At 39.8% G+C, this 21,433-nt stretch carries 18 protein-coding genes; 10 read left to right on the top strand and 8 right to left on the bottom strand.

The genetic code is table 11. The annotated features are described in order from the left end of the window. Positions 1-15: 15 nt before the first annotated feature. The 5 genes from E7T07_RS07580 to uspE all read left to right on the top strand — a co-directional run bounded on the left by E7T07_RS07580 (position 16) and on the right by uspE (position 3,867). Positions 16-432, top strand: coding sequence for an EamA family transporter (locus tag E7T07_RS07580; RefSeq protein ID WP_135710459.1), 417 nt, complete (start codon positions 16-18; stop codon positions 430-432). 179 nt (positions 433-611) lie between these two features. Then, positions 612-1,097 (top strand): non-heme ferritin, encoded by a 486-nt coding sequence (ftnA, locus tag E7T07_RS07575; RefSeq protein WP_135710457.1) that lies wholly within the window; start codon positions 612-614, stop codon positions 1,095-1,097. 17 nt (positions 1,098-1,114) lie between these two features. Then, positions 1,115-1,612 carry a non-heme ferritin gene (gene ftnA, locus E7T07_RS07570; protein ID WP_135710454.1) on the top strand — a complete coding sequence of 166 codons (498 nt, stop codon included), beginning with the start codon at positions 1,115-1,117 and terminating at the stop codon, positions 1,610-1,612. A 349-nt stretch (positions 1,613-1,961) separates the two neighbouring features. Next, positions 1,962-2,729 (top strand): fumarate/nitrate reduction transcriptional regulator Fnr, encoded by a 768-nt coding sequence (gene fnr / locus E7T07_RS07565; RefSeq protein ID WP_135710451.1) that lies wholly within the window; start codon positions 1,962-1,964, stop codon positions 2,727-2,729. Positions 2,730-2,937: 208 nt separating this feature from the next. Continuing rightward, entirely contained in the window at positions 2,938-3,867 is a 930-nt protein-coding gene (gene uspE / locus E7T07_RS07560) for a universal stress protein UspE (RefSeq protein WP_135710447.1), read from the top strand. Positions 3,868-3,926: 59 nt separating this feature from the next. Here the strand turns inward: uspE and E7T07_RS07555 are convergent, their stop codons facing one another. From E7T07_RS07555 to E7T07_RS07540, 4 genes are all read right to left on the bottom strand, one after another. Further along, positions 3,927-5,333: a phosphoethanolamine transferase gene (locus tag E7T07_RS07555; RefSeq protein ID WP_135710444.1), complete on the bottom strand. Its 1,407-nt coding sequence runs from the start codon at positions 5,331-5,333 to the stop codon at positions 3,927-3,929. Between the two features lie 246 nt (positions 5,334-5,579). Continuing rightward, entirely contained in the window at positions 5,580-6,071 is a 492-nt protein-coding gene (gene ilvN, locus E7T07_RS07550; protein ID WP_135710441.1) for an acetolactate synthase small subunit, read from the bottom strand. 11 nt (positions 6,072-6,082) lie between these two features. Next, positions 6,083-7,795: an acetolactate synthase 3 large subunit gene (locus E7T07_RS07545; protein ID WP_135710439.1), complete on the bottom strand. Its 1,713-nt coding sequence runs from the start codon at positions 7,793-7,795 to the stop codon at positions 6,083-6,085. A 287-nt stretch (positions 7,796-8,082) separates the two neighbouring features. Beyond that, positions 8,083-9,612 carry a Na+/H+ antiporter NhaC family protein gene (locus E7T07_RS07540; protein WP_135710436.1) on the bottom strand — a complete coding sequence of 510 codons (1,530 nt, stop codon included), beginning with the start codon at positions 9,610-9,612 and terminating at the stop codon, positions 8,083-8,085. 210 nt (positions 9,613-9,822) lie between these two features. Between E7T07_RS07540 and E7T07_RS07535 the strand changes: the two genes are divergently transcribed. Beyond that, positions 9,823-10,215 carry an H-NS family histone-like protein gene (locus E7T07_RS07535; RefSeq protein ID WP_135710433.1) on the top strand — a complete coding sequence of 131 codons (393 nt, stop codon included), beginning with the start codon at positions 9,823-9,825 and terminating at the stop codon, positions 10,213-10,215. Positions 10,216-10,284: 69 nt separating this feature from the next. Continuing rightward, positions 10,285-11,124 (top strand): formyltetrahydrofolate deformylase, encoded by an 840-nt coding sequence (gene purU / locus E7T07_RS07530; protein WP_135710430.1) that lies wholly within the window; start codon positions 10,285-10,287, stop codon positions 11,122-11,124. Between the two features lie 64 nt (positions 11,125-11,188). Here the strand turns inward: purU and recD are convergent, their stop codons facing one another. From recD to E7T07_RS07510, 4 genes are read right to left on the bottom strand one after another with little or no spacing between them, the layout of a single operon-like run. Then, positions 11,189-13,111 (bottom strand): exodeoxyribonuclease V subunit alpha, encoded by a 1,923-nt coding sequence (recD, locus tag E7T07_RS07525; RefSeq protein WP_135710427.1) that lies wholly within the window; start codon positions 13,109-13,111, stop codon positions 11,189-11,191. Further along, positions 13,104-16,814 carry an exodeoxyribonuclease V subunit beta gene (gene recB, locus E7T07_RS07520; protein WP_135710425.1) on the bottom strand — a complete coding sequence of 1,237 codons (3,711 nt, stop codon included), beginning with the start codon at positions 16,812-16,814 and terminating at the stop codon, positions 13,104-13,106. The genes recD and recB overlap by 8 nt, the downstream gene beginning before the upstream one ends. Before the next feature lie 34 nt (positions 16,815-16,848). Beyond that, positions 16,849-17,205 carry a DsrE/DsrF/TusD sulfur relay family protein gene (locus E7T07_RS07515; protein WP_135710422.1) on the bottom strand — a complete coding sequence of 119 codons (357 nt, stop codon included), beginning with the start codon at positions 17,203-17,205 and terminating at the stop codon, positions 16,849-16,851. Between the two features lie 54 nt (positions 17,206-17,259). Then, a complete protein-coding gene (locus E7T07_RS07510) occupies positions 17,260-18,570 on the bottom strand; it encodes an NCS2 family permease (RefSeq protein ID WP_135710419.1) in 1,311 nt (436 codons plus the stop codon). Between the two features lie 382 nt (positions 18,571-18,952). On the opposite strand from E7T07_RS07510, the gene pth reads away from it, so the two are divergent. From pth to E7T07_RS07495, 3 genes are all read left to right on the top strand, one after another. Continuing rightward, complete coding sequence (pth, locus tag E7T07_RS07505; RefSeq protein WP_135710416.1) at positions 18,953-19,537, top strand: aminoacyl-tRNA hydrolase; 585 nt, start codon at positions 18,953-18,955, stop codon at positions 19,535-19,537. Between the two features lie 258 nt (positions 19,538-19,795). Further along, positions 19,796-20,887, top strand: a complete 1,092-nt coding sequence (ychF, locus tag E7T07_RS07500) for a redox-regulated ATPase YchF (RefSeq protein ID WP_021113949.1) — start codon at positions 19,796-19,798, stop codon at positions 20,885-20,887. 92 nt (positions 20,888-20,979) lie between these two features. Beyond that, on the top strand, positions 20,980-21,402 hold the full coding sequence (locus tag E7T07_RS07495) for a methyltransferase family protein (protein WP_135710414.1): 423 nt from the start codon (positions 20,980-20,982) through the stop codon (positions 21,400-21,402). Positions 21,403-21,433 lie beyond the last annotated feature (31 nt).

Here is a 21,433-nt window from a genome sequence, read left to right as displayed (position 1 = left end):
GAATTAAGGATCAAAATGAACTGGATTATTTTTGCTGTCGGTTCAGCATTTTTCGCAGGTTTAACCGCTATCTTTGGTAAGTTAGGTGTCGAAGGGATGAATAGCAATCTCGCCACCTTTATTCGTACGATTGTGATCTTTTTTGTCACCGCTGGCATTATTACCGCGCGAAATGAATGGCAATTACCCCAACATATTGCCGCTAAACCCTTCGCTTTTTTGATTCTATCCGGTGTGGCAACAGGTTTATCTTGGCTGTTGTACTATCGCGCACTACAACTTGCCCCCGCCTCTTGGGTCGCCCCTATTGATAAATTGAGTGTTGTTATTGCTATCGTGCTTGGAGTGGTTGTACTGGGCGAACCTCTTAGTATGAAGTTGATTTTAGGTGCAAGTTTAATCATTGCAGGTGTATTAGTTTTGACGCTTTAAATAAAAACAGTTGAAAATTATTTATATCTTGATGACCAAAATAAGAATGGTTACCATTAAAATTATGAATAAAATTAATTACTTATAAAATATAATGGTTGAAAATTGTAAAAAAAAGGTTAAAATGAACACCGATTAATGGCTTATATCATTACTTTATTAGAAAGAAGGATACTATCATGTTAAATAAAGCAATCACTGATAAATTGAATGAACAAATTAATTTAGAGTTTCATTCATCAAATATTTATTTACAAATGAGCGCGTGGTGTGAAAAGCGCGGTTATGCAGGTGCTGCCGCATTTTTACGCCGTCATGCGGATGAAGAAATGCAACATATGCAAAAATTATTCCAATACATCAGCGAAACAGGCGGCTTGCCAATTTTAGGTAAAATCGAAGCCCCACGTGCTGAATATGCCTCATTAAGAGAAGTATTTGAAACCACGTTAGAACATGAAAAATTCATTACGTCAAAAATCAATGAATTAGTTGAAGTGACTTACGAAAGCAAAGATTATTCAACCTTTAACTTCTTGCAATGGTATGTTGCGGAACAACACGAAGAAGAAACGCTCTTCTCAGGTATTATTGATAAATTTGATATTCTTGGTGAAGACGGCCGTTCTTTATATTTTATCGACAGAGATTTAGCGACTTTATAATTTAGGAGAGAAATACCATGTTACCATCTAACATCATTAAATTATTAAATGAACAAATGAACCTTGAGTTCTACTCTTCTAACTTATATTTGCAAATGAGTGCGTGGTGCGAACATAAAGGCTATGTAGGTGCAGCACAGTTTTTAAGTGCACACGCAGCAGAAGAAATGCAACATATGCGTAAGATCTTCACCTATTTAATTGAAACCGGTGCAGAAGCTAAAATTGAAGCGATTGAAGCACCGGCACACGAATATCAATCCTTACGTCAAGTGATTGAATTAACCTTTGAACACGAAAAATTGATCACGCGTAAAATCAATGAATTAGTAACCGCAACATTAGAAGCAAAAGATTGGTCTGCATTCAATCATTTACAATGGTTCGTAGGCGAACAACACGAAGAAGAAAAATTATTCGGTAGTATCTTGGATAAATTCAATCTTGTGGGCGAAGATGGCAAGTCATTATTCTTTATTGATAAAGATTTAGCACGTTTAGCCACAGCAAACTAATACATTAAATACCCAATGACCGTACTAAGTGCGGTCATTTTTTTTCTTATTTATCTTGTGACATCGTCACGCTATATTGTTAGCTAATTTCCTTTGTACTCATTCCTTTGCACTCATTATTGATAAGTTCGATACAAAAATGCCCCAATAAGAATAAGCAACATCACAATAATTTGAAGAAGTCTTGTCTTTGTTAATTTTTCAACAGCCATAATTTTCCCTTTTCATTTATTTATTACTTCTTAATTTGCTAATTTAATGTTAAAATCCTTTCACTTTCTTGAGCTAGATCAATTTTAACCAAAAATTTCGTAGTTTATCCAGTTTTTTCAAATGGATTAGGGAATTCATGACATCTACAACAACCAATGACGCGAATCGCCGAATTCAATCTGGTGGCTGTGCTATTCACTGTCAAGATTGCAGTATTAGCCAACTATGCATTCCTTTTACACTCAATGAACAAGAATTAGATCAACTTGACAATATCATTGAGCGTAAAAAACCTATCCACAAATCACAAGTGCTTTTTAAAGCCGGTGATAACCTTAACTCTATCTATGCAATTCGTTCGGGTACGATCAAATCCTACACGATTAGCGAAACAGGGGAAGAGCAAATCACCTCATTCCATTTACCGGGTGATTTAATTGGCTTTGATGCCATTATGAATATGAAACACCCAAGCTTTGCTCAAGCGCTTGAAACCGCCATGGTTTGTGAAATTCCCTTTGATATTTTAGACGATTTAACAGGCAAAATGCCTAAATTGCGCCAACAAATGATGCGTTTAATGAGTAACGAAATTCAAGCGGATCAAGAAATGATTTTGTTGCTCTCAAAAATGAATGCAGAAGAACGTCTCGCCGCCTTTATTTATAATCTTTCAAAACGTTATGGCGCAAGAGGTTTCTCTTCTAAAGAATTCCGTCTCACAATGACACGTGGGGATATTGGTAATTACCTTGGCTTAACCGTTGAAACCATTAGCCGTTTACTTGGACGCTTCCAAAAAATGGGCATTTTAAATGTGCAAGGCAAATATCTCACCATTAATGATTTAGAAAAACTTTATGAATTGTCGGGTTCACACCGAACCAAAATCCAGTTTATCTAAATTTATCTCAATCCTTATTTATAAGGCATACTGTCTGTGTGCCTTATAATAAACGTCTCTCTTATCACTCTTAAAAAAGACGCTAAGTCATCTGACTTGTGCTCTTTTTTCATTAAAAAGTTGTTCTATATCACACTTTGCTATTCTTATCCTTGTCATACCCGCTATTCTGCTCTATCCTAATAAAAACTTACGCATGGAGGTCATTATGAAGTTTAATAATATTCTCGTTGTTTTAAATCCTGAAAATGAAAAACAATATGCGCTTGCGCGTGCAGTTCGTTTAGCCAAAGAACAAAAAAGTGATACCAAAGTTAAAATCACACTTTTCCTTGCCGCCTACGATTTATCTTACGAAATGTCCGCTTTACTTTCATCAGAAGAGCGCGAAGATATGCATCGTAGTGTAATTGAGCAACGCCGCCAAGAAATTGCCCCTTATCTGGATAAATATGCGGATCCTAATATCGAATTTACCTCTGTGGTCGTTTGGAATAGCAATGAAGCAGAAGCCATTGTAGAAGAATTCGTTAAACAAGATTATGATTTGGTAGTGAAATACACCAAGGAAGAAGAAACCTTAAGCTCATTATTTTTCACCCCAATGGACTGGCAATTGTTACGTAAATGCCCTGTGCCAATGTTAATGGTGCGTGATGCAGACTGGAAACACCAACGCCGTATTCTTGTGGCGGTGAATGTTTCCGGTGATGAAGAATACCATGATGAATTTAACCAATATTTGGTGGAACTCAGCACAAATCTTGCAGACTCATTTGAACGTGGCAATATTCATTTAGTTGGTGCTTATCCGCCAACCCCAATCAATATGGCTATTGATTTACCTGAATTCCACACCAAAGAATATGTTAACAGTATTCGTGGGCAACACTTGCTTAATATGAAAGCCTTACGTCAAAAATTTGGCATTGATGAAGATCACACTCACGTTCGTGAAGGCTTCCCTGAAGATGTGATTCCTGAAGTAGCGGAAGAATTAGGGGCAGAATTGGTAGTACTTGGCACAGTCGGCCGAACAGGTTTATCGGCTGCACTACTTGGTAACACCGCAGAACATGTTATCAGTCGATTAAAATGTAATCTTTTGGCAATTAAACCACCAAAAACAGAAGAATAACAATTAGACTATAAAAAAGTGCGGTTAAAACTTGTTAGTTTTGACCGCACTTTAGTTTATTATTTTAATGCTGGATCGCTTGATAATTGCTCATAATTAATTAAATTATGCCAATCAAAGACTTCAATATTATCAGGCGTTTCTGAAAAAAATTGGTAGCCATTATCTAAAGACATCTCTTTAATCCCTAGCCATTGAGCAAAACCAAAAATAAAATTAAACGCTGAGCGCGGTGCCGAAATAGTGATCTTATCTTGGTCATCACTTGAAATTTTAATAAATGGCACTTGATAATTTTCTTTATATTGATTACCTACACGTAAATTTACATCATTAGACTCTTTATCCGTATGAGATAAACCATGGTCTGAAAAATAAATTAAACTATACCGATGATGAGTGAGATTTAATTCTTCAATTATATTCTTTATAAGCGAATCTGTTTGCTTAATACTTTCTAAATAACAAGCCATATCCTTATTAACTAGTTCAAAACTTGGTAAATTATCAATGCGTTGACAAAACTCAGGATGAGATCCCATTAAATGTAAAATAAATAACCTTGGTTTATTGCTTATTTGCTTTAAATATGTACTAAAAATAGGCAATAATTTTCTGTCATTAATATTAATCGCACTATCTGATAATTGTTTAGTAAAATAGGTAATATCTGCTCTTGAACCAACTCGAGCCGCAACAGTATCAAAGCCTCCTGTCATTCCTTGATTAGAAAGCCAATAGGTTTCAAATCCCGCCTGTTTTGCCAAGGTAACAATATTATTTTGATATTGCGTATTATCACCTTGGTAATGATAAAGGCTACGTAATAAAGACGGCTGAGTATTAGGTGCTGCTGAAATATAATTTGCCAATACAACTCCTTTTGTCTGATCTAAAAATGGTGTGGTATTTTTAGGATAGCCATAGAGAGATAGATAATCACGTCTCATACTTTCACCAATAACCAAAATATAATCTTGGTATTTTGGATTTACCGATAAAATATTCCACGTGGGTGAAATGTTTTTTAACTTCTCAAGGTTAGTTTTCTCTACTTGATATGCATTGATTAATTGGTAATTCACAAAATAAAAGCCAAGCAATGATACTCGGGTATCTGAAAAATAAAATCCTTTTCCTTTTTTCGCATTGCTGTATGGTTTATATAGAGTTGCGATAACAGAAAATACCAAAAAAAGGACTAAATAACGTTTTTTGAATAAAGTGCGGTTAATTTTTAACGAAAAATAAGCAAATCCTAATGAAAATAGAAAAAATGATAACGAAATTAAATATGTATATGCAGGTAATGATTGCAAATATTCAAAACTTTCTTGTACATTGGTTTCAAACAATGAAGCAATTATTCCAATTGAAGGTTTCCCATAGAAAATAGCTTCTGGAATATAAATTGCACAGACAATACTATGAAAAATGACTGCGCTTAAAAATAAAATTTTTGACAATCTAAAGAAGATTAACAAGATAAGAAAATTACCCGCCAAAGCATAAATATTAGGTGGATAACCTAGAGCGGAATTAGATATAGCAGAATAGATAAATAGAAGACAATAAAATACTATTGTTTGTTTGTTTGTTTGTTTGTTTGTTTGTTTGTTTGTTTGTTTGTTTGTTTGTTTGTTTGTTTAGCATAGTGTCTCTCGTACAAAAGGGGATTTCAACAATCCCCTCTATATTATCATTAAAATCAATTACAACATATTCTTCTCGCCGCGCGATAAGCTAATCAAGCCTGAACGAACAATTTCAAGAATACTTGTTTCTTCTTTGACCGCGCCAATAAAGGCATCTAATTTGTCTTTCGCACCGGTTAATTGAATGGTGTAAGATTTTGGGGTGACGTCCACTATTTGACCACGATAAATATCCGCCAAACGCTTGATTTCATCACGCCCCGTTCCTGTTGCACGAACTTTTAATAACATTACTTCGCGTTCAACATGGTCACAATCGCTTAAACTGATAACTTTGAATACATCAACCAACTTATGCAATTGTTTTTCAATTTGCTCTAACACTTGTTCATCACCGGATGCTTCGATGGTCATACGTGAAAGTGTCGGGTCGTCTGTTGGTGCAACCGTTAAGCTTTCAATGTTAAACGCACGTTGTGAGAATAAAGCAACCACACGTGATAATGCACCTGATTCATTTTCTAATAAGACAGATAAAATTCTACGCATTTTGTTGCTCCTTATTCTGGTTTACCTAATAACATTTCATTCATTGCACCGCCGCGAATTTGCATTGGATAGACATTTTCTGTAGCGTCAATGCGAACATCCACAAAGACCAATTTATCTTTAATGGCAAAGGCTTGTGCTAATTTTTCTTCAAGTTCATCCGCAGTATCAATTTGAATACCCACATGTCCATAAGCTTCCGCTAATTTCGCAAAGTTTGGCAAGGAATTCATATAAACTTGCGAATGGCGACCTGAATAAATCAAATCTTGCCATTGTTTCACCATACCTAAGAAACGGTTATTTAAGCTGACAATCACAATTGGCGTATTATATTGGGTTGCGGTAGAAAGCTCTTGAATGTTCATTTGAATCGAACCATCACCGGTTACACAGACAACCGTGCTATCTGGATGCGCAAATTTTGTACCAATCGCAGCCGGCAATCCAAAGCCCATTGTTCCTGCGCCCCCTGAGTTAATCCAACGGCGTGGTTTATCAAATGGATGATGTAACGCGGCGAACATTTGGTGTTGGCCTACGTCAGAAGCAATATAGGCATCGCCTTGGGTTAAACGATAAATGGCTTCGATAACTGCTTGTGGTTTGATTTCTTTTGAAGTGCGGTCAAATTCCAAGCATTTTTTCGCTTTCCACTCATCAATTTGCTTCCACCACTCTGTTAAATCCGATTGAGATTTCGCTAAGTTTTCGTCTTCTAATAAAGATAAAAACTCCGTTAAAACATTATCTACGCTGCCTACAATTGGAATATCCGCTTTCACATTTTTTGAAATTGAGGTTGGGTCAATATCCACATGAATCACTTTGGCGTGTGGACAATATTTTGCCAAATTATTGGTTGTACGATCATCAAAACGTACGCCAATCCCTAAAATCAAATCCGCATTATGCATCGCTGTATTGGCTTCATAAGTGCCGTGCATACCAAGCATGCCAAGGAATTGTCGGTCTGTGCCAGGGTAACCGCCCAAGCCCATAAGTGATGACGTCACAGGAAGGTTGAGCTGTTTTGCAAGCTGCGTTAATTTTTCGCTACTATTGCCAATCACAACGCCCCCACCAATAAACAACATGGGTTTTTTCGCCACAAGTAAGGCTTTTAAGGCTTTCTTAATTTGTCCTTTATGTCCTTGTACCGTTGGGTTGTAAGAACGCATAGAAACGTCTGCCGGATATTCATAAGGGAATTTATTGGCCGGATTAACCATATCTTTTGGAATATCAATTACAACAGGGCCGGGGCGACCTGTTGAAGCAATATAAAAGGCTTTTTTGATAATTGCCGGAATATCTTCTGTGCGTTGAACAATAAAACTATGTTTTACGATAGGGCGTGTTAAACCAATGGTGTCACATTCTTGGAACGCGTCTGTACCAATTAAATGCGACATCACTTGTCCTGTTAAAACCACTAAAGGCACAGAATCCGCATAAGCGGTAAAAATTCCCGTTAAGGCATTGGTTGCGCCAGGGCCTGAGGTTACCAACGCACAACCGACTTCACCCGTTGAACGCGCATAACCATCCGCCATATGAATTGCCGCTTGCTCATGACGGACTAAAACGTGTTCAATACCACCTAAGGTATGAATCGCGTCATAAATATCCAATACGGAACCGCCCGGATAGCCGAATAAATATTTTACCCCTTGGTCACGCAAGGACTGCACAACCATTTCTGCACCTGATAGTTTTTTCATACTGTTCTCCGTTAAATCTAACTCATCTAACGCAAAGTAAGCAAACCGCCTTAGCCACTTTTGCTGAATCTGCGTATTGAGATGTAGTTTACTTCATTCAAATCGATTGTCCATTGCTTTTTTTGACTGAAAAATGCAATTTTAAAGAGATAAATGCTAAAAATGATTTAATTTATAGTTTTATATAAAAATAAAAGCATCAAAAATAAAAAAAATGCGACTTTATGCCGCATTTTATAAATTTCACAAAATAAAATTTTTTATTAGAAAATATGATCTAAATCACATTATTGACGCTTTTTGGTGATAAAAATAGCACCAACCATCACAATCGCCGTGACCACAAAACCTAACAGCCCCGAATGGCTAAAACCTACCGCTAAATAGCCTAGGGTCGTTGCTGTTGCAACAACTAAAGCATAAGGTAATTGCGTTGTAACATGATCCATGTGATTACATTTTGCACCTGTGGATGACAAAATAGTTGTATCCGATACCGGCGAGCAATGGTCACCACATACTGCCCCAGCCATCACGGCAGATAAACATGGAATTAACAAATCAGGTGCGGCATTGACCGCAATAGACGCGGCAATCGGCAACATAATCCCGAATGTTCCCCAGCTGGTGCCTGTTGAGAACGCCATTGCAGCGCCTAACATGAATAATAAGGCAGGTAAAAATGCCGCATTGAGATTGCCTGAGATTAATGTTGAAAGGTACTTCCCTGTTTGCATGTCGCCGACCACTTTATTAATGGTCCACGCAAAGAATAAAATTGCAATGGCACCAAACATGGATTTCATGCCTACACCATAAGATTTAACGTATTCAGAGACAGAAACATTACCCGCTAACAGGATTAAAATCGTTGAAACAACGACCGCACTTAATCCCCCAACCACTAAAGAAATCCCTACTGTGGTATTTTCAAACGCACCTAACACGCTAAATGCTTTACCGTCTGCCACTAAAGCTTGATTCCCGGTGTGCATCATCATTGCCACAGTCGCCACAATTAACGCAATAATCGGTAAAATTAAGTTACGCACATGACCTTTACCTGCATCTACATGTTCACTATGCTCTGCTTGCTCTAAGGCTAATCTTTCATGGCGTGCCATTGGACCAATATCAATAGTGAAATAGGCAACGGCAAATACCATGATCATAGAGAAAATCGCATAAAAGTTTAGCGCGCTCATGGTCATAAAAGCGGTAAATGGGGAGTAACCTTCGATAGCATGCTCTGCTAATAAAGACGCTACGAGCGTCATAATGTACGCCCCCCAGCTTGAAACCGGCATCATCACACACATCGGTGCTGCCGTAGAATCAAGAATGTAAGCTAATTTAGCCCGTGAGACTTTAAACTTATCGGTAACCGGACGCGCAATCGCGCCTACCGCTAAACTATGAAAATAGTCATCAATAAAGGTCACAAATACAAGGCAAGCTGCCATTAATTTTGCACCACGGCGACCTTTAATGTGCTTTTGCGCCCATTCTGCAAAGGCCTGATTACTGCCTGAAACACTTAAAAGTGCGGTTAAAATACCGAGCAATAATAAGAAAATAATAATATTGACGTTACTGTCATTAATCGCCTGATCTTCCACGCTATAAACGAGAGAAACAATACGATCGCTTAAATACGTCAATGCCGTACCAATGCTACCGTCACCCAACATTAACGCGCCGACGACAATACCAACGCTTAATGACAACAACACTTTACGCGTAATAATCGCCAACCCAAGTGCTAATAAGGGTGGCAAAATCGACCAAACTGAGGTCGAGAAATCAACTAATTCCATTGGTTCACCTATATAAAATTGAATAGATTGAGAAGCTTACAATAAGAATGGTGTTTTTCCAACTAAAAAATGCATGATTTTCTTGAAAAATCAACTCACACCACCGTCTAATTTATTATTTTATAAATTATTAATTTACATTAATTCTTATTTCTTCTATTATTACACCGTTATTATTTTAATAACCTATTTAAATTACAGGAGAACAATATGTCTTTAGCTAAAAATTTAAATAACCTTCGCTCTTTACGTGCAGCCGTAAATGAATTAGGTTTAGAACTTGCTGAACAAGCATTAGAAAAATTACAACAAGCCATTGCTGAAAAACGTGAAGCGGACGCAGCGGCTATCGCAGAAGAAAAAGCGCGCCAAGAATTAATTGCGAAATATAAAGAAGAATTAAAAGCAAACGGTATCTCTTTAACGGATTTAGGTGCAGAAACAGCGGCAAAAGTACGTAAACCACGTCAACCTTTAGCGCCTAAATATAAATATACTGATGAAAATGGTGAAACCAAAACATGGACCGGGCAAGGCCGTACACCGCGTGCAATCCAAGCGGCATTAAACGCAGGTAAATCACTCGATTCATTTGCTATCTAATCTTGTATTTTCATTGAACCCATAATTTTAATTATGGGTTTTTATTTTCAATTTTTCTCGGTTAATATTATGTTACAAAATAAAATTCTACTTACCGACTGCCCTGATGATAAAGGTTTGATCGCCAAAGTCACCAATATTTGTTATAAGCATCAATTAAATATTTTGCATAATAATGAATTCGTTGATTTTGAAACAAAACATTTCTTCATGCGTACCGAATTACAAGGCATTTTTAACGAAGAAACCCTCTTGGAAGATTTAAAATTCAGCTTACCTGAAGGGGCAAATTATCGTTTAATTGATGCCGACCGTAAAAAACGTATCGTAATTTTAGTGACAAAAGAAGCCCATTGTTTAGGTGATATTTTAATGAAAACCTATTACGGTGGTTTAGATGTTGAAATTGCGGCGGTCATTGGCAACCATGATAATTTACGTTCTTTGGTTGAACGTTTTGATTTGCCTTATCACCATGTTAGCCACGAAGGCTTAACCCGTGTAGAACATGATGCCTTATTGGCACAAGCGATTGATCAATATGCGCCGGATTTCATCGTCTTAGCCAAATATATGCGTGTGCTAAACCCTGAGTTCGTAGCGCGTTATCCTAATCGTGTAATCAATATTCACCATTCATTCTTACCTGCCTTTATCGGCGCAAACCCTTACAAACGCGCTTATGAACGTGGCGTAAAAATTATCGGTGCAACCGCCCATTTTATTAATAATGAGCTAGACGAAGGCCCGATTATTATGCAAAAGGTGATTGATGTGGATCATACCTATTCAGCAGAAATGATGATGAAAGCCGGACGAGATGTAGAAAAAACCGTATTAAGCCGCGCGCTTGATCTTGCCTTACATGATCGTTTATTTGTTTATCAAAACAAAACGATTGTGCTTTAATCGCGCAATAGAACAACAATCCTGCTCTAACACAATAGGGCGAATCTTATTTCGCCCTAATTTATTACTCACTTAACCCGGCAAAAATCCCGCTCATTCGTTGAATCGGATTTCTCACCGCGCTTTCCCATATGCTCTGACGAGTGAATACCATCAAATTCGGCTTTGATCTTGTCACAGCGGTATAAAGCAATTCTTTGGTTAAAATAGGGGACGGTTCAGGCGGTAAAACCACCACTGTTAAACCAAATTCCGAGCCTTGCGACTTATGAATTGTCATCACAAAACTCATTTCGTGGGCAGGAATACGGCTGATAGAGAAGCTTTTATATCCCCCTTTTTCATCTTCAAAATAAACTCGATTGCCCAAATAAAGTCCTACATCCCCATTCAACAAATCAACATTCACATCATTTTGTGTCACCATAATCGGTTTACCCACAAACCAATCACGGCTATGTTTAAATTGTACATAGCCTTTCGCGCGCAAGGCTTCTGCGATTTTCTCATTTAAACTTTCCACCCCAAAATCGCCTGCGCGAAGTGCGGCTAAATAGCGCACCGATTTAAAGGCGGTAAAGATTTTATGTAGCTGTTGTTCGGTAGGCGCAGTATTTGGGATTTCCACTAAATATTTCGCATAATGTTCCACCGCACTTTGCCGGATTTTTTGCAAATAATGCTGACGATAGGAGAGCTCATCTGAAGCCGTTGGCGCATATTCCACCAAAGGTATTTCCTTGGATAAAATCTTCCAACTTTCCGCGCCCTTCATGTTATTAATGGCTTTGGCAACACGTCCCACCGGGGAATTGTCATCAAAACGCGTGCTGAGGGTTAACTCAACAAAATACTGACGCATCGCAGATGCTTGTTTGGAAACAGGAACCTGTTCCCCCGTCATCAAGGCTAATTTTTCCGCAAAATCCGGTGGATAATCCTGTTCTAAAAAACGGCTCAATTCAGACAAAATCGCCCCCGCTTCCACCGCCGCTAACTGATCTTTATCGCCCAGTAAAATTAAGCGTGCCTGTTTTGGCAATGCACGTAACAGTTTTGCCATTAAGGATAAATCGATCATAGAAGCTTCATCCACAATCAATAAATCCAACGGCAACGGATTTTTTTCATGATAAGTGACCGCGTCTTCAAAAGGTTTTACCCCTAATACGCGATGTAATGTATCACTTTGCGTGACCATGGTTTGGCGCACCTTTTCCGCTAAATTCATCTGAGCCAAACTATCTTGAATACTCTCTTTCAAACGCGCAGACGCTTTGCCTGTTGGTGCCGCAAGGCGAATACGTAACGGCGGTAAATTTTGTTCTAACTGCAATTCTTGCAATGCCGCCAGTAACCGCGCCACCGTATAGGTTTTACCTGTGCCAGGGCCGCCTGCAATGAGGGTAAACGGCTGAACTAAGGCGGTGGCTACAGCAATTTCCTGCCAATCAGGTTCGCTATTCCGTTTTTTGTGTTGGGGAAAATAACGTTCTAAAATCGCTTTTGCTTTCTCCGTTGGCACAGAAAATGACGCTTTTTTTACCGCACTTTTCAGATAATTCACCACGGTTTGTTCATCTTGCCAAGCGCGATAAAGATAAATCCCATTCCCTTGAACCACAAAAGGCGTTTCTTTTTGACCGGGTTGATCGGTAAAAGCAATATGATCCAGTAAAAAAGACTGCCCCTGCGCCAAAGTTAAACCGGCGAATTTTTCTTGAATTTCTACCAAAATAGCACGTAATTCATCGGAATAACGCTCCGCCAAATCAAAGGGATTTCGCCATAATTTTTCACTTAAACGAATACAAGTATCGCCTTGTAAATAAGCATGATGACACTGTGCGGCCACCAATAACACAAAATCCTGTTGCGCTACTGTATTGACTTGTTGCAACGACTTATTGTGAATAAACTGCGCAAAATAATAATCCGCGGCACTTATCACATTTTGCTCACGTAATTTCCATAAAATATTAAGCATGGAACAATGCCCCCAACGCCTGAATTAAACGTACATCCGGACGGTCAAAATAAACACCATTTTCTGCCTGACCGTTCATCCCGCGAATAAAGGTATAAATTACCCCGCCAAAATGGGTTTCATAATCATAATCAGGATCCCGTAATTGCAAATAATGATGTAACGCCAAGGTGTAAAACAAAGATTGCAAATCATAATGTTGTTGTTTCATGGTGTTCACCAAGGCATTTTGCTGATAATTTTCAGTCTGTTCGCCAAGGTGATTCGTTTTGTAATCCAGCACATAATATTTGCCCTGATGACGAAAGACCAAATCCACAAAACCCCGTAACATCCCTTGGATTTCATCAAACAGATAAGGTTGTTCAAATAAAGGATGATAGTCTCGCAAGGCTTGGTTAAAGGCTTTTACATCAAAAGTGCGGTGGAATTTCAAGAAGAATTGCCATTCTTTTAAACAATCCTGTGGCGGTAAATCCCCTAAGCAAAATCCTAATCCTAAAGGTGCGTCTAACACTTGCTGCAACCAATTTTTCAACGGTTCTAGCCAACTTTCGTCTAACTGTAAAGCATGGCACATTTGCACCGCACTTTCATCGGAAACCCCTTGGCGGAAATCATTTTTCTCAAAAAAACTATGCATTATCACGCCAAATTTCGCCCCGGCCGGGAAATGGAAAGGGCTTCGTTCTGCAGGAAAGCCTTGCCAATGGGAAGATGGGCATAATTCCGTCTCCCTCATCACAACATCATCACGATCATAATCTCGGGCATCGTCAATCAATCCTGTGTTAGCACTAGCCTGTTCTCGTAAACGATAAAGCTGACGTTCGTGCATTTGAGTGAGCCCTGAAAAGCTGGTCATCCCCCAATTTTGTTCAATCCGCCCTGAAAATTCAGCGACAGAATAAATTGGTTGTTGCGTTGAAGCATCCCATTTATTTTTGCGATGTTCCACGTTGAACTCGGCAATTTGACAATAGGCATCGCCCAAACGCGCCTTGAGTTCATCCACTAAAACGCCGCCTTTGGGTTTGCCCCCAATTTTTTTCAAGGTACCAATTTGCCCTTGAGTTAAGCTATAAAGCAAGGGATTCCAACGATCATCAAATTCCGTTGGCACCACAAAAGAAAGCTGATATTTCGCCCGCGTTAATGCCACATAAAGCAAGCGCATCGCTTCCGCAAATTCTTCTTGATCCGCTTCAACGCCATGCTCGTCCTCTAAATCCCAATATTTTTCCCCCTGCTCATTATGGTAAGTGGTCACATCTCGCGCATAATCTTTGCCGTTATAACCTAAAAAAGGCAACCACACTAACCCATATTCCAACCCTTTGGATTTATGAATGGTGACAATCTTCACTAATTTCTGTTCCGATTCCAACCGCACTTGCGTGCCGTCAATTTCATCATCAACATTCGCCCCTTGAATTTGACGCTCAAACCAACGCAATAACGCACTTTCACTTTCTTGTAACGCTGCCGCTTGTTGCAACAATTCCGCCAAATGCAGCACATCGGTTAAACGGCGTTCCCCTTTCGGCAAAGCCAGCATTTTTTCAGGCAGATTTTGTTTTTCGAGTTCACCATCTTGCGCCAATAAACATTGATAAATCATCGGCAACACGCCTTGACGCTGCCATAATTGATGATAATGTTCAAAACGACTGACCCATTGTTCTAATAAGGCTTCAGACTGCTTGACTTGGTAAATTTCTGCCGCCGTAAAAGCAAATAAACCGGTTGAAATGGCGTTTAAAATATAACGTTCATTGGTCGGATATAAACAAGCCTTTAATACAATGGCTAATTCTCGGGCTTCAGCACTATCAAACACATTGCTTCTATCGGATAAATAAACCGAAGCAATCCCTTTGCTACGCAAGGCGTTTTGTATTTTTTCTGCTTGCGCCCGGCCACGCACTAACACCGCAATATCATCACTTTGTACCGCACGAACCTCATCCCCTTTCACAAAAACCGCCTGATTTTTCTCCGCACTTTGTAACCAATGCAAAATACTCTCCGCACAACATTCCGCCATATCATCATCCGTTAACTTCGCCTCGCGATTGAGATAAAACTGTAATGGGGCTTGCACCTTGCCATTTAACGCAAAGTGCGGTTGTTTCCTGCCTGATTCCACCGGTTCAAATTGAATTTTGTCATTGAGAAAGGCGCGGTCAAAATCCAGTAACTGATTCACCGCATAAATTAATTCAGGGCCGGAACGATAATTCTTATTTAAAGTAAAGCGTTGCTCTTTGGCATCTTCAGCGGCTTTTAAGTAGGTAAAAATATCCGCCCCACGGAATTGATAAATCGCCTGTTTTGGATCCCCGATCATCATAAAACCGCAGTCAGGTTGGTTGACATAAATCTTTGAGAAAATCTGATATTGTTCTTCGTCTGTATCTTGGAACTCATCAATCATAGCAAAAGGATATTGCTGACGAATAAATCCGGCTAATCGCTCCCCTTGCTCTGAATGTAATGCCACATTCAACAAACGTAATAAATCATTAAATCCCTTTTCCGGATGGTTTTGTTTATAAGTAACTAATCGCGCGTTCAATTCCTTAGCACAATGGTATAACAAGGCATTTTTGAACAAATTGTCCTGCGCTAAGGCGTCTAATAAAATAACCTTTTTTTCGTCTAACCATTGAAAGAACGTATGTTTAAAAGGCTCATTGCCTGCTTTAAAAGCACCATTAATATATTCTTGTGTAAAAAACCATAGCGCGGCAGGTGGTGTTAAAGCTTGCGGATCGGCAACCCATTGCTTAATTTGCGCCACTCGGCTTTCGTAAAAATCTTTCCTAAATTTACCGCCATTTAAGCCCATATTTGACTTTTTGTACTCTGCCAAAAACAATTGGGAAAAATCAGGAAAATGGCTTTGCCATTGCGTTTTAATCTCTTGCACCAAGGGTAAAATGCGTTCTTGGTTTGGCGCGATGTAGGTGGTTAAAAATTCATTTAACGAAATTTCCAACAAGTGCGGTTGATTTTCCCCCACTTTGAGCATTTTGCCGGTTAAATAGGATTGAACGCGCTGTAATAAACGCGCCGGCGAACCGAGATATTGAGCAATAAACTGCGTCACAGGCAAAGATTGCCCATAAAACTGTTCGCGCCAAAATTCATTCGTGAGCTTAATCAATAAAGCATTTTCATCTTTCACTAGCTCAAGATTAAAGTGAATCCCCGAGTTTACGGCATATTGCATCAACATGCGGCGGCAAAAACCGTGAATGGTATAAATGGCCGCCAAATCCATATTTTGCTCCGCAAATTGTAGGCGTTGGATGGTTTCTTTTAAATCTAACCGCTCTAAATAGTCTGCGCTTTCTTGTTCATCTTGTTGGATCAAAAACCCATTTTCGCTGTCACGAAAAACCGCTAAATCCCGATTTTCTTGATAAGCGATAAACTGTGCTTTGGCTTGTTGAATACGTTGACGAATACGTGCTTTCAATTCTTGCGTTGACGCTTCAGTAAAGGTCACCACCAAAATTTCGTCCACCGTTAACGGTCGGGTAAAATTATTTTCCCCGACACCGATCAACAGACGAAGATACAAGGATGCCATTGTAAAGGTTTTCCCCGTCCCTGCCGATGCTTCAATCAGCGTAGTCGCGGTTAAAGGGGTAGAAATGGCCGAAAGTGCGGTAGTTTTTAAAGGTGTTTTTGACATAATTCAATTAAAACAAGATGCTCAAAAAGAGACGTTAGAAATTAATCACTTTATCTGCCCATAATGTCCAAGCAGAGACATCATCTAAGGTGCCGACCGTCACGCCTTGCGCTAAAGGCAAATGGGTAATGCCACGCGCTTTGGTGCAGCTGGTGCAAAGTTTAGCTTCTGCGCCTAACCCTGTGAGAATTTCTAAGGTTTGTTGAACGTTATAACCATCGTTAGGGTGTTGACCCGCGAGTCCGGCTAACACAGCGTCTGAGAAAAAGAAGGCTTTTATTTCCACTTCCTTGCCGTGTTCTTCTAAAAGATTGACCGCATAACGTAAACCGTTAAAGGTTTTTTCTGTGCCGTATGGTGATTCATTAAAAATAAACAGTAATTTTTGCATGTTGTCCTCCTAACATAACAAAATAGGGACAAATCTGTCCCTATCTTTTTTGAATTAACCGACCCAAATAAATTTGATTAAGAATAGGATTGAAACCACCCAAACCGGGGCGTTCACTTCGCGAATTCGACCGGTACAAGCTTTCATTACACAGTAGCTGATAAAGCCAAAGGCAATCCCTTCTGTAATAGAATAGGTAAATGGCATCATTGCTGCGGTAATAAAGGCCGGCGTTGCTTCCGTTAAATCATCCCATTGCACTTTGATTAAACTTGATGCCATAAGAATGCCTACATACACCAAGGCACCTGCTGTTGCATAAGCGGGCACTAAACCGGCTAATGGCGAGAAGAAAATGGTTAACAAGAATAATAAACCAACCACCACAGCCACTAACCCTGTACGACCGCCCACGGACACGCCTGAGCCGCTTTCTACGTAAGTAGAAATAGCAGAAGTCCCGATATAAGAACCGACCACTGCACTGGTACTGTCCACAAATAACGCCTGACGCATATTCGGGAAGCGACCTTTTTCATCGGTGATGCCTGCTTTTTCGGTAACGCCCAATAACGTACCTGATGAGTCAAATAGGTTGACTAATAAGAATGAGAAAATAATGCCCAATAATGCCGTATCTAACGCACCTGCAATATCCACTTTCCCCACAACCGCATCAAGGCTGGGCGGCATAGAAACAAAGCCATTAAATTGCACCGCCGGATCGAAGATTAAAGCTAACCCGGTGACCACCACAATAGACACTAAAACACCTGAATAAATATTGCGTGCGGCTAAAATGGTTATGATAAAAAAGCCTAAAATCCCTAATAGCACTTTCGGATCATGTAAATCCCCTAATGCGACTAAAGTGGCAGGATTCGCGACAACTACGCCCATATTTTTAAACCCAATAAGCGCAATAAAAAAGCCAATCCCTGCCCCAATCCCTACGCGTAAACCTAAAGGAATAGAGGCCATTAACCAATAGCGAATTTGGAATAAGGTTAATAGGAATAACCCCACTGAACCCCAAAAAATCGCGCCCATTCCCACTTGCCAAGAATAGCCTAGTTTATTCACTACAACATAAGCAAAAAACGCATTCAGCCCCATGGCAGGAGCTAAAGCAATCGGCAGGTTGCTAAACAACCCCATCGCCATAGTGCCAAAACCGGCAATTAAGCAAGTCGTCACAAAAACCACTTGTTTATCCATTCCCGCATCACCAAGAATAGATGGGTTAACAAACACAATATAAACCATGGTAAAGAAAGTCGTAATCCCCGCCACGATTTCAGTTTTCGTGGTTGTCCGATTTTCTGCCAGTTTAAAAAAACGAGATAAGAATGATTGAGATGTCATGCAAAAGTTCCTCTGATTAAAACCTTAAGAATTCTATCAAATCGAAGAAAGAACTGCTAATTTTTTACATCAAAATACGACACAATTCTGTGTTATTTTCTGACTGCATGACAAAGTGAAAAGGTCAATTTGGGACAAATGTGATTTGTTCCTACGATTCGCCCCAAAACTCCACGCCGTATTTGCATTTTCGGCCAGGGGGAGTAAACCTTGCCCACAGACTTGGATAAGCCACGCTGAGACTATTCTTCTCAGTCTCAACGGGGCTGAGTTTAACTACCCCCGCACGGCGCGAGCTAGATTATTCCCGCACTATTTCGCCATTGAGAAAAAATGCGCTTTCAAGTACAATACGCGCCTATTTCATACCGGAAAAATAAAAATGTCTGAAATTAAATTGATTGTCGGTCTGGGGAACCCTGGGGCAAAATATGAAGGCACGCGTCATAACGCCGGTGAATGGCTGGTGAATGAATTGGCGCGGATGTATAACGTTAGCCTTAAGGATGATGCGAAATATTTTGGGAAAACCGCCAAAATTGCCACGGCTGGGGGGGATGTGTGGTTGTTGGTTCCGACCACTTTTATGAATTTAAGCGGTAAAGCCGTGGGGGCGTTGGCGAATTTCTTCCGTATTAAGCCGGAGCAAATTGTGGTTGCCCACGATGAATTAGATTTACCTTGTGGCGTGGCGAAAATCAAACAAGGTGGCGGTCATGGCGGTCATAACGGTTTGAAGGATATTGTGGCAGCATTAGGCAATAACAATAATTTCTATCGTATTCGTCTCGGCATTGACCACCCCGGTAGCAAAGAGCTTGTGGCGGGTTACGTATTAAGCAAAGCCGCACCGCAGGATCAGGAGAAAATCAACGCCGCGGTTGACGAAGCCGGCCGTTGTTTAGAGATTTGGTTTAAAGACGGTGTGACCAAAGCTACTAATCGGTTGAATAGCTTTAAAGCATAGCGTAGGGTGCGTGTAAACGTCCTACAGAGCGATGACAAACCCTATACGAGCCGTATAGGGTTACATAATCTGAGCCGCTCTGCGGCTCTTCTGTTCAGCCCCGGCGGGGCTGGGTTTAACGAACCCGGCACGGCTCGTGCCGGGTGATTTCCCAAAGATGAACGTTGTCAATAATCTAGGGTGTGTAATAAACGCACCAATTTATTTTAATTTTTAAACGGTGCGTTTACCACGCACCCTACATAACAGGAAAATAACATGGGATTTAAATGTGGCATTGTCGGTTTACCAAACGTAGGTAAATCCACTCTTTTTAATGCATTAACCAAAGCGGGTATTGAAGCGGCAAACTATCCGTTCTGTACTATTGAACCAAACACAGGCGTTGTGCCTATGCCAGATCCACGTTTAGATGCGTTAGCAGAAATCGTGAAACCTGAGCGTGTATTACCAACTACGATGGAATTTGTGGATATTGCAGGCTTAGTGGCTGGGGCGAGCAAAGGCGAAGGCTTGGGCAATAAATTCTTAGCGAATATCCGTGAAACCGATGCCATTGGTCACGTTGTTCGCTGTTTTGAGAATGATGATATTGTTCACGTTGCAGGCAAAATCAGTCCTCTTGATGATATTGAAGTGATCAATACGGAATTAGCTCTAGCGGATTTAGATAGCTGTGAACGTGCTATCCAACGTTTACAAAAACGTGCCAAAGGCGGCGACAAAGACGCGAAATTTGAGCTGTCCATTATGGAAAAAATCCTACCGACCTTAGAAAATGGCGGTATGATCCGTTCTGTTGAGTTGGATAAAGATGAATTACACGCTATCAAAGGCTATAACTTCTTAACCTTAAAGCCAACCATGTACATTGCCAACGTGAATGAAGACGGCTTTGAAAATAACCCTTATTTAGATCAAGTACGTGAAATTGCGGCAAAAGAAAATGCGGTCGTTGTGCCGGTTTGTGCAGCGATTGAAGCGGAAATTGCTGAGCTTGACGATGATGAAAAAATCGAGTTCTTACAAGATTTAGGCATTGAAGAACCAGGTCTAAACCGTGTAATCCGTGCCGGCTATAAATTGTTGAACCTACAAACTTACTTCACTGCCGGCGTGAAAGAAGTGCGTGCGTGGACAGTGTCTATTGGTGCAACGGCACCAAAAGCCGCTGCGGTTATTCATACCGACTTTGAGCGTGGCTTTATCCGTGCGGAAGTGATTGCCTATGAAGATTTTATTCAATTCAAAGGTGAGAACGGCGCCAAAGAAGCAGGCAAATGGCGTTTAGAAGGTAAAGAGTATATCGTTCAAGATGGCGATGTGATGCATTTCCGCTTTAACGTGTAATAACTTATACAATAAAGTTCTAACAAAATAGAAAAAAACTCACCGCACTTTTGACAAAATTTGTTAAAGTGCGGTTTCTTTTAGGAAAAATCATGAAATTGAAAATTCCACCACCAGTTTTATTTTTGCTCTGTATTGTCATTATTAAACTTCTACCGACAACAGAATTGTTAAACTTTACATTTTTGGTATTAGCAAGTGTATTGTTCTTCGTTGGATTGGTCATTGCTTTAGCTAGTTTATTAACATTTTGGCAAGCAAAAACCACTGTAAGCCCTAAAAAAATTGAACAAGCATCAACATTAATTACAACGGGTGTTTTTCGCTTAAGTCGTAATCCAATGTATTTGAGCCTTGCTCTTTGGCTATTGACGTGGACAATATTTTGCGAAACTTTATGGGGCATGCTGGTAGTTATCGGTTTTATTGCCTATCTCACCGAATTTCAAATTAAACCTGAAGAAAAATTTTTAGTCTTGAATTGTCAAACCAAGTGCAACGATTTTTTGAAGTAAACTTCATAAGGTGTTTTCCAACCTAAACATT

Source organism: Actinobacillus porcinus, assembly GCF_901764995.1.
Lineage (GTDB): Bacteria > Pseudomonadota > Gammaproteobacteria > Enterobacterales > Pasteurellaceae > Exercitatus > Exercitatus porcinus.
The sequence above is the reverse complement of the archived record's forward strand: the minus strand, read 5'-3'. Positions and strand labels throughout refer to the sequence as shown.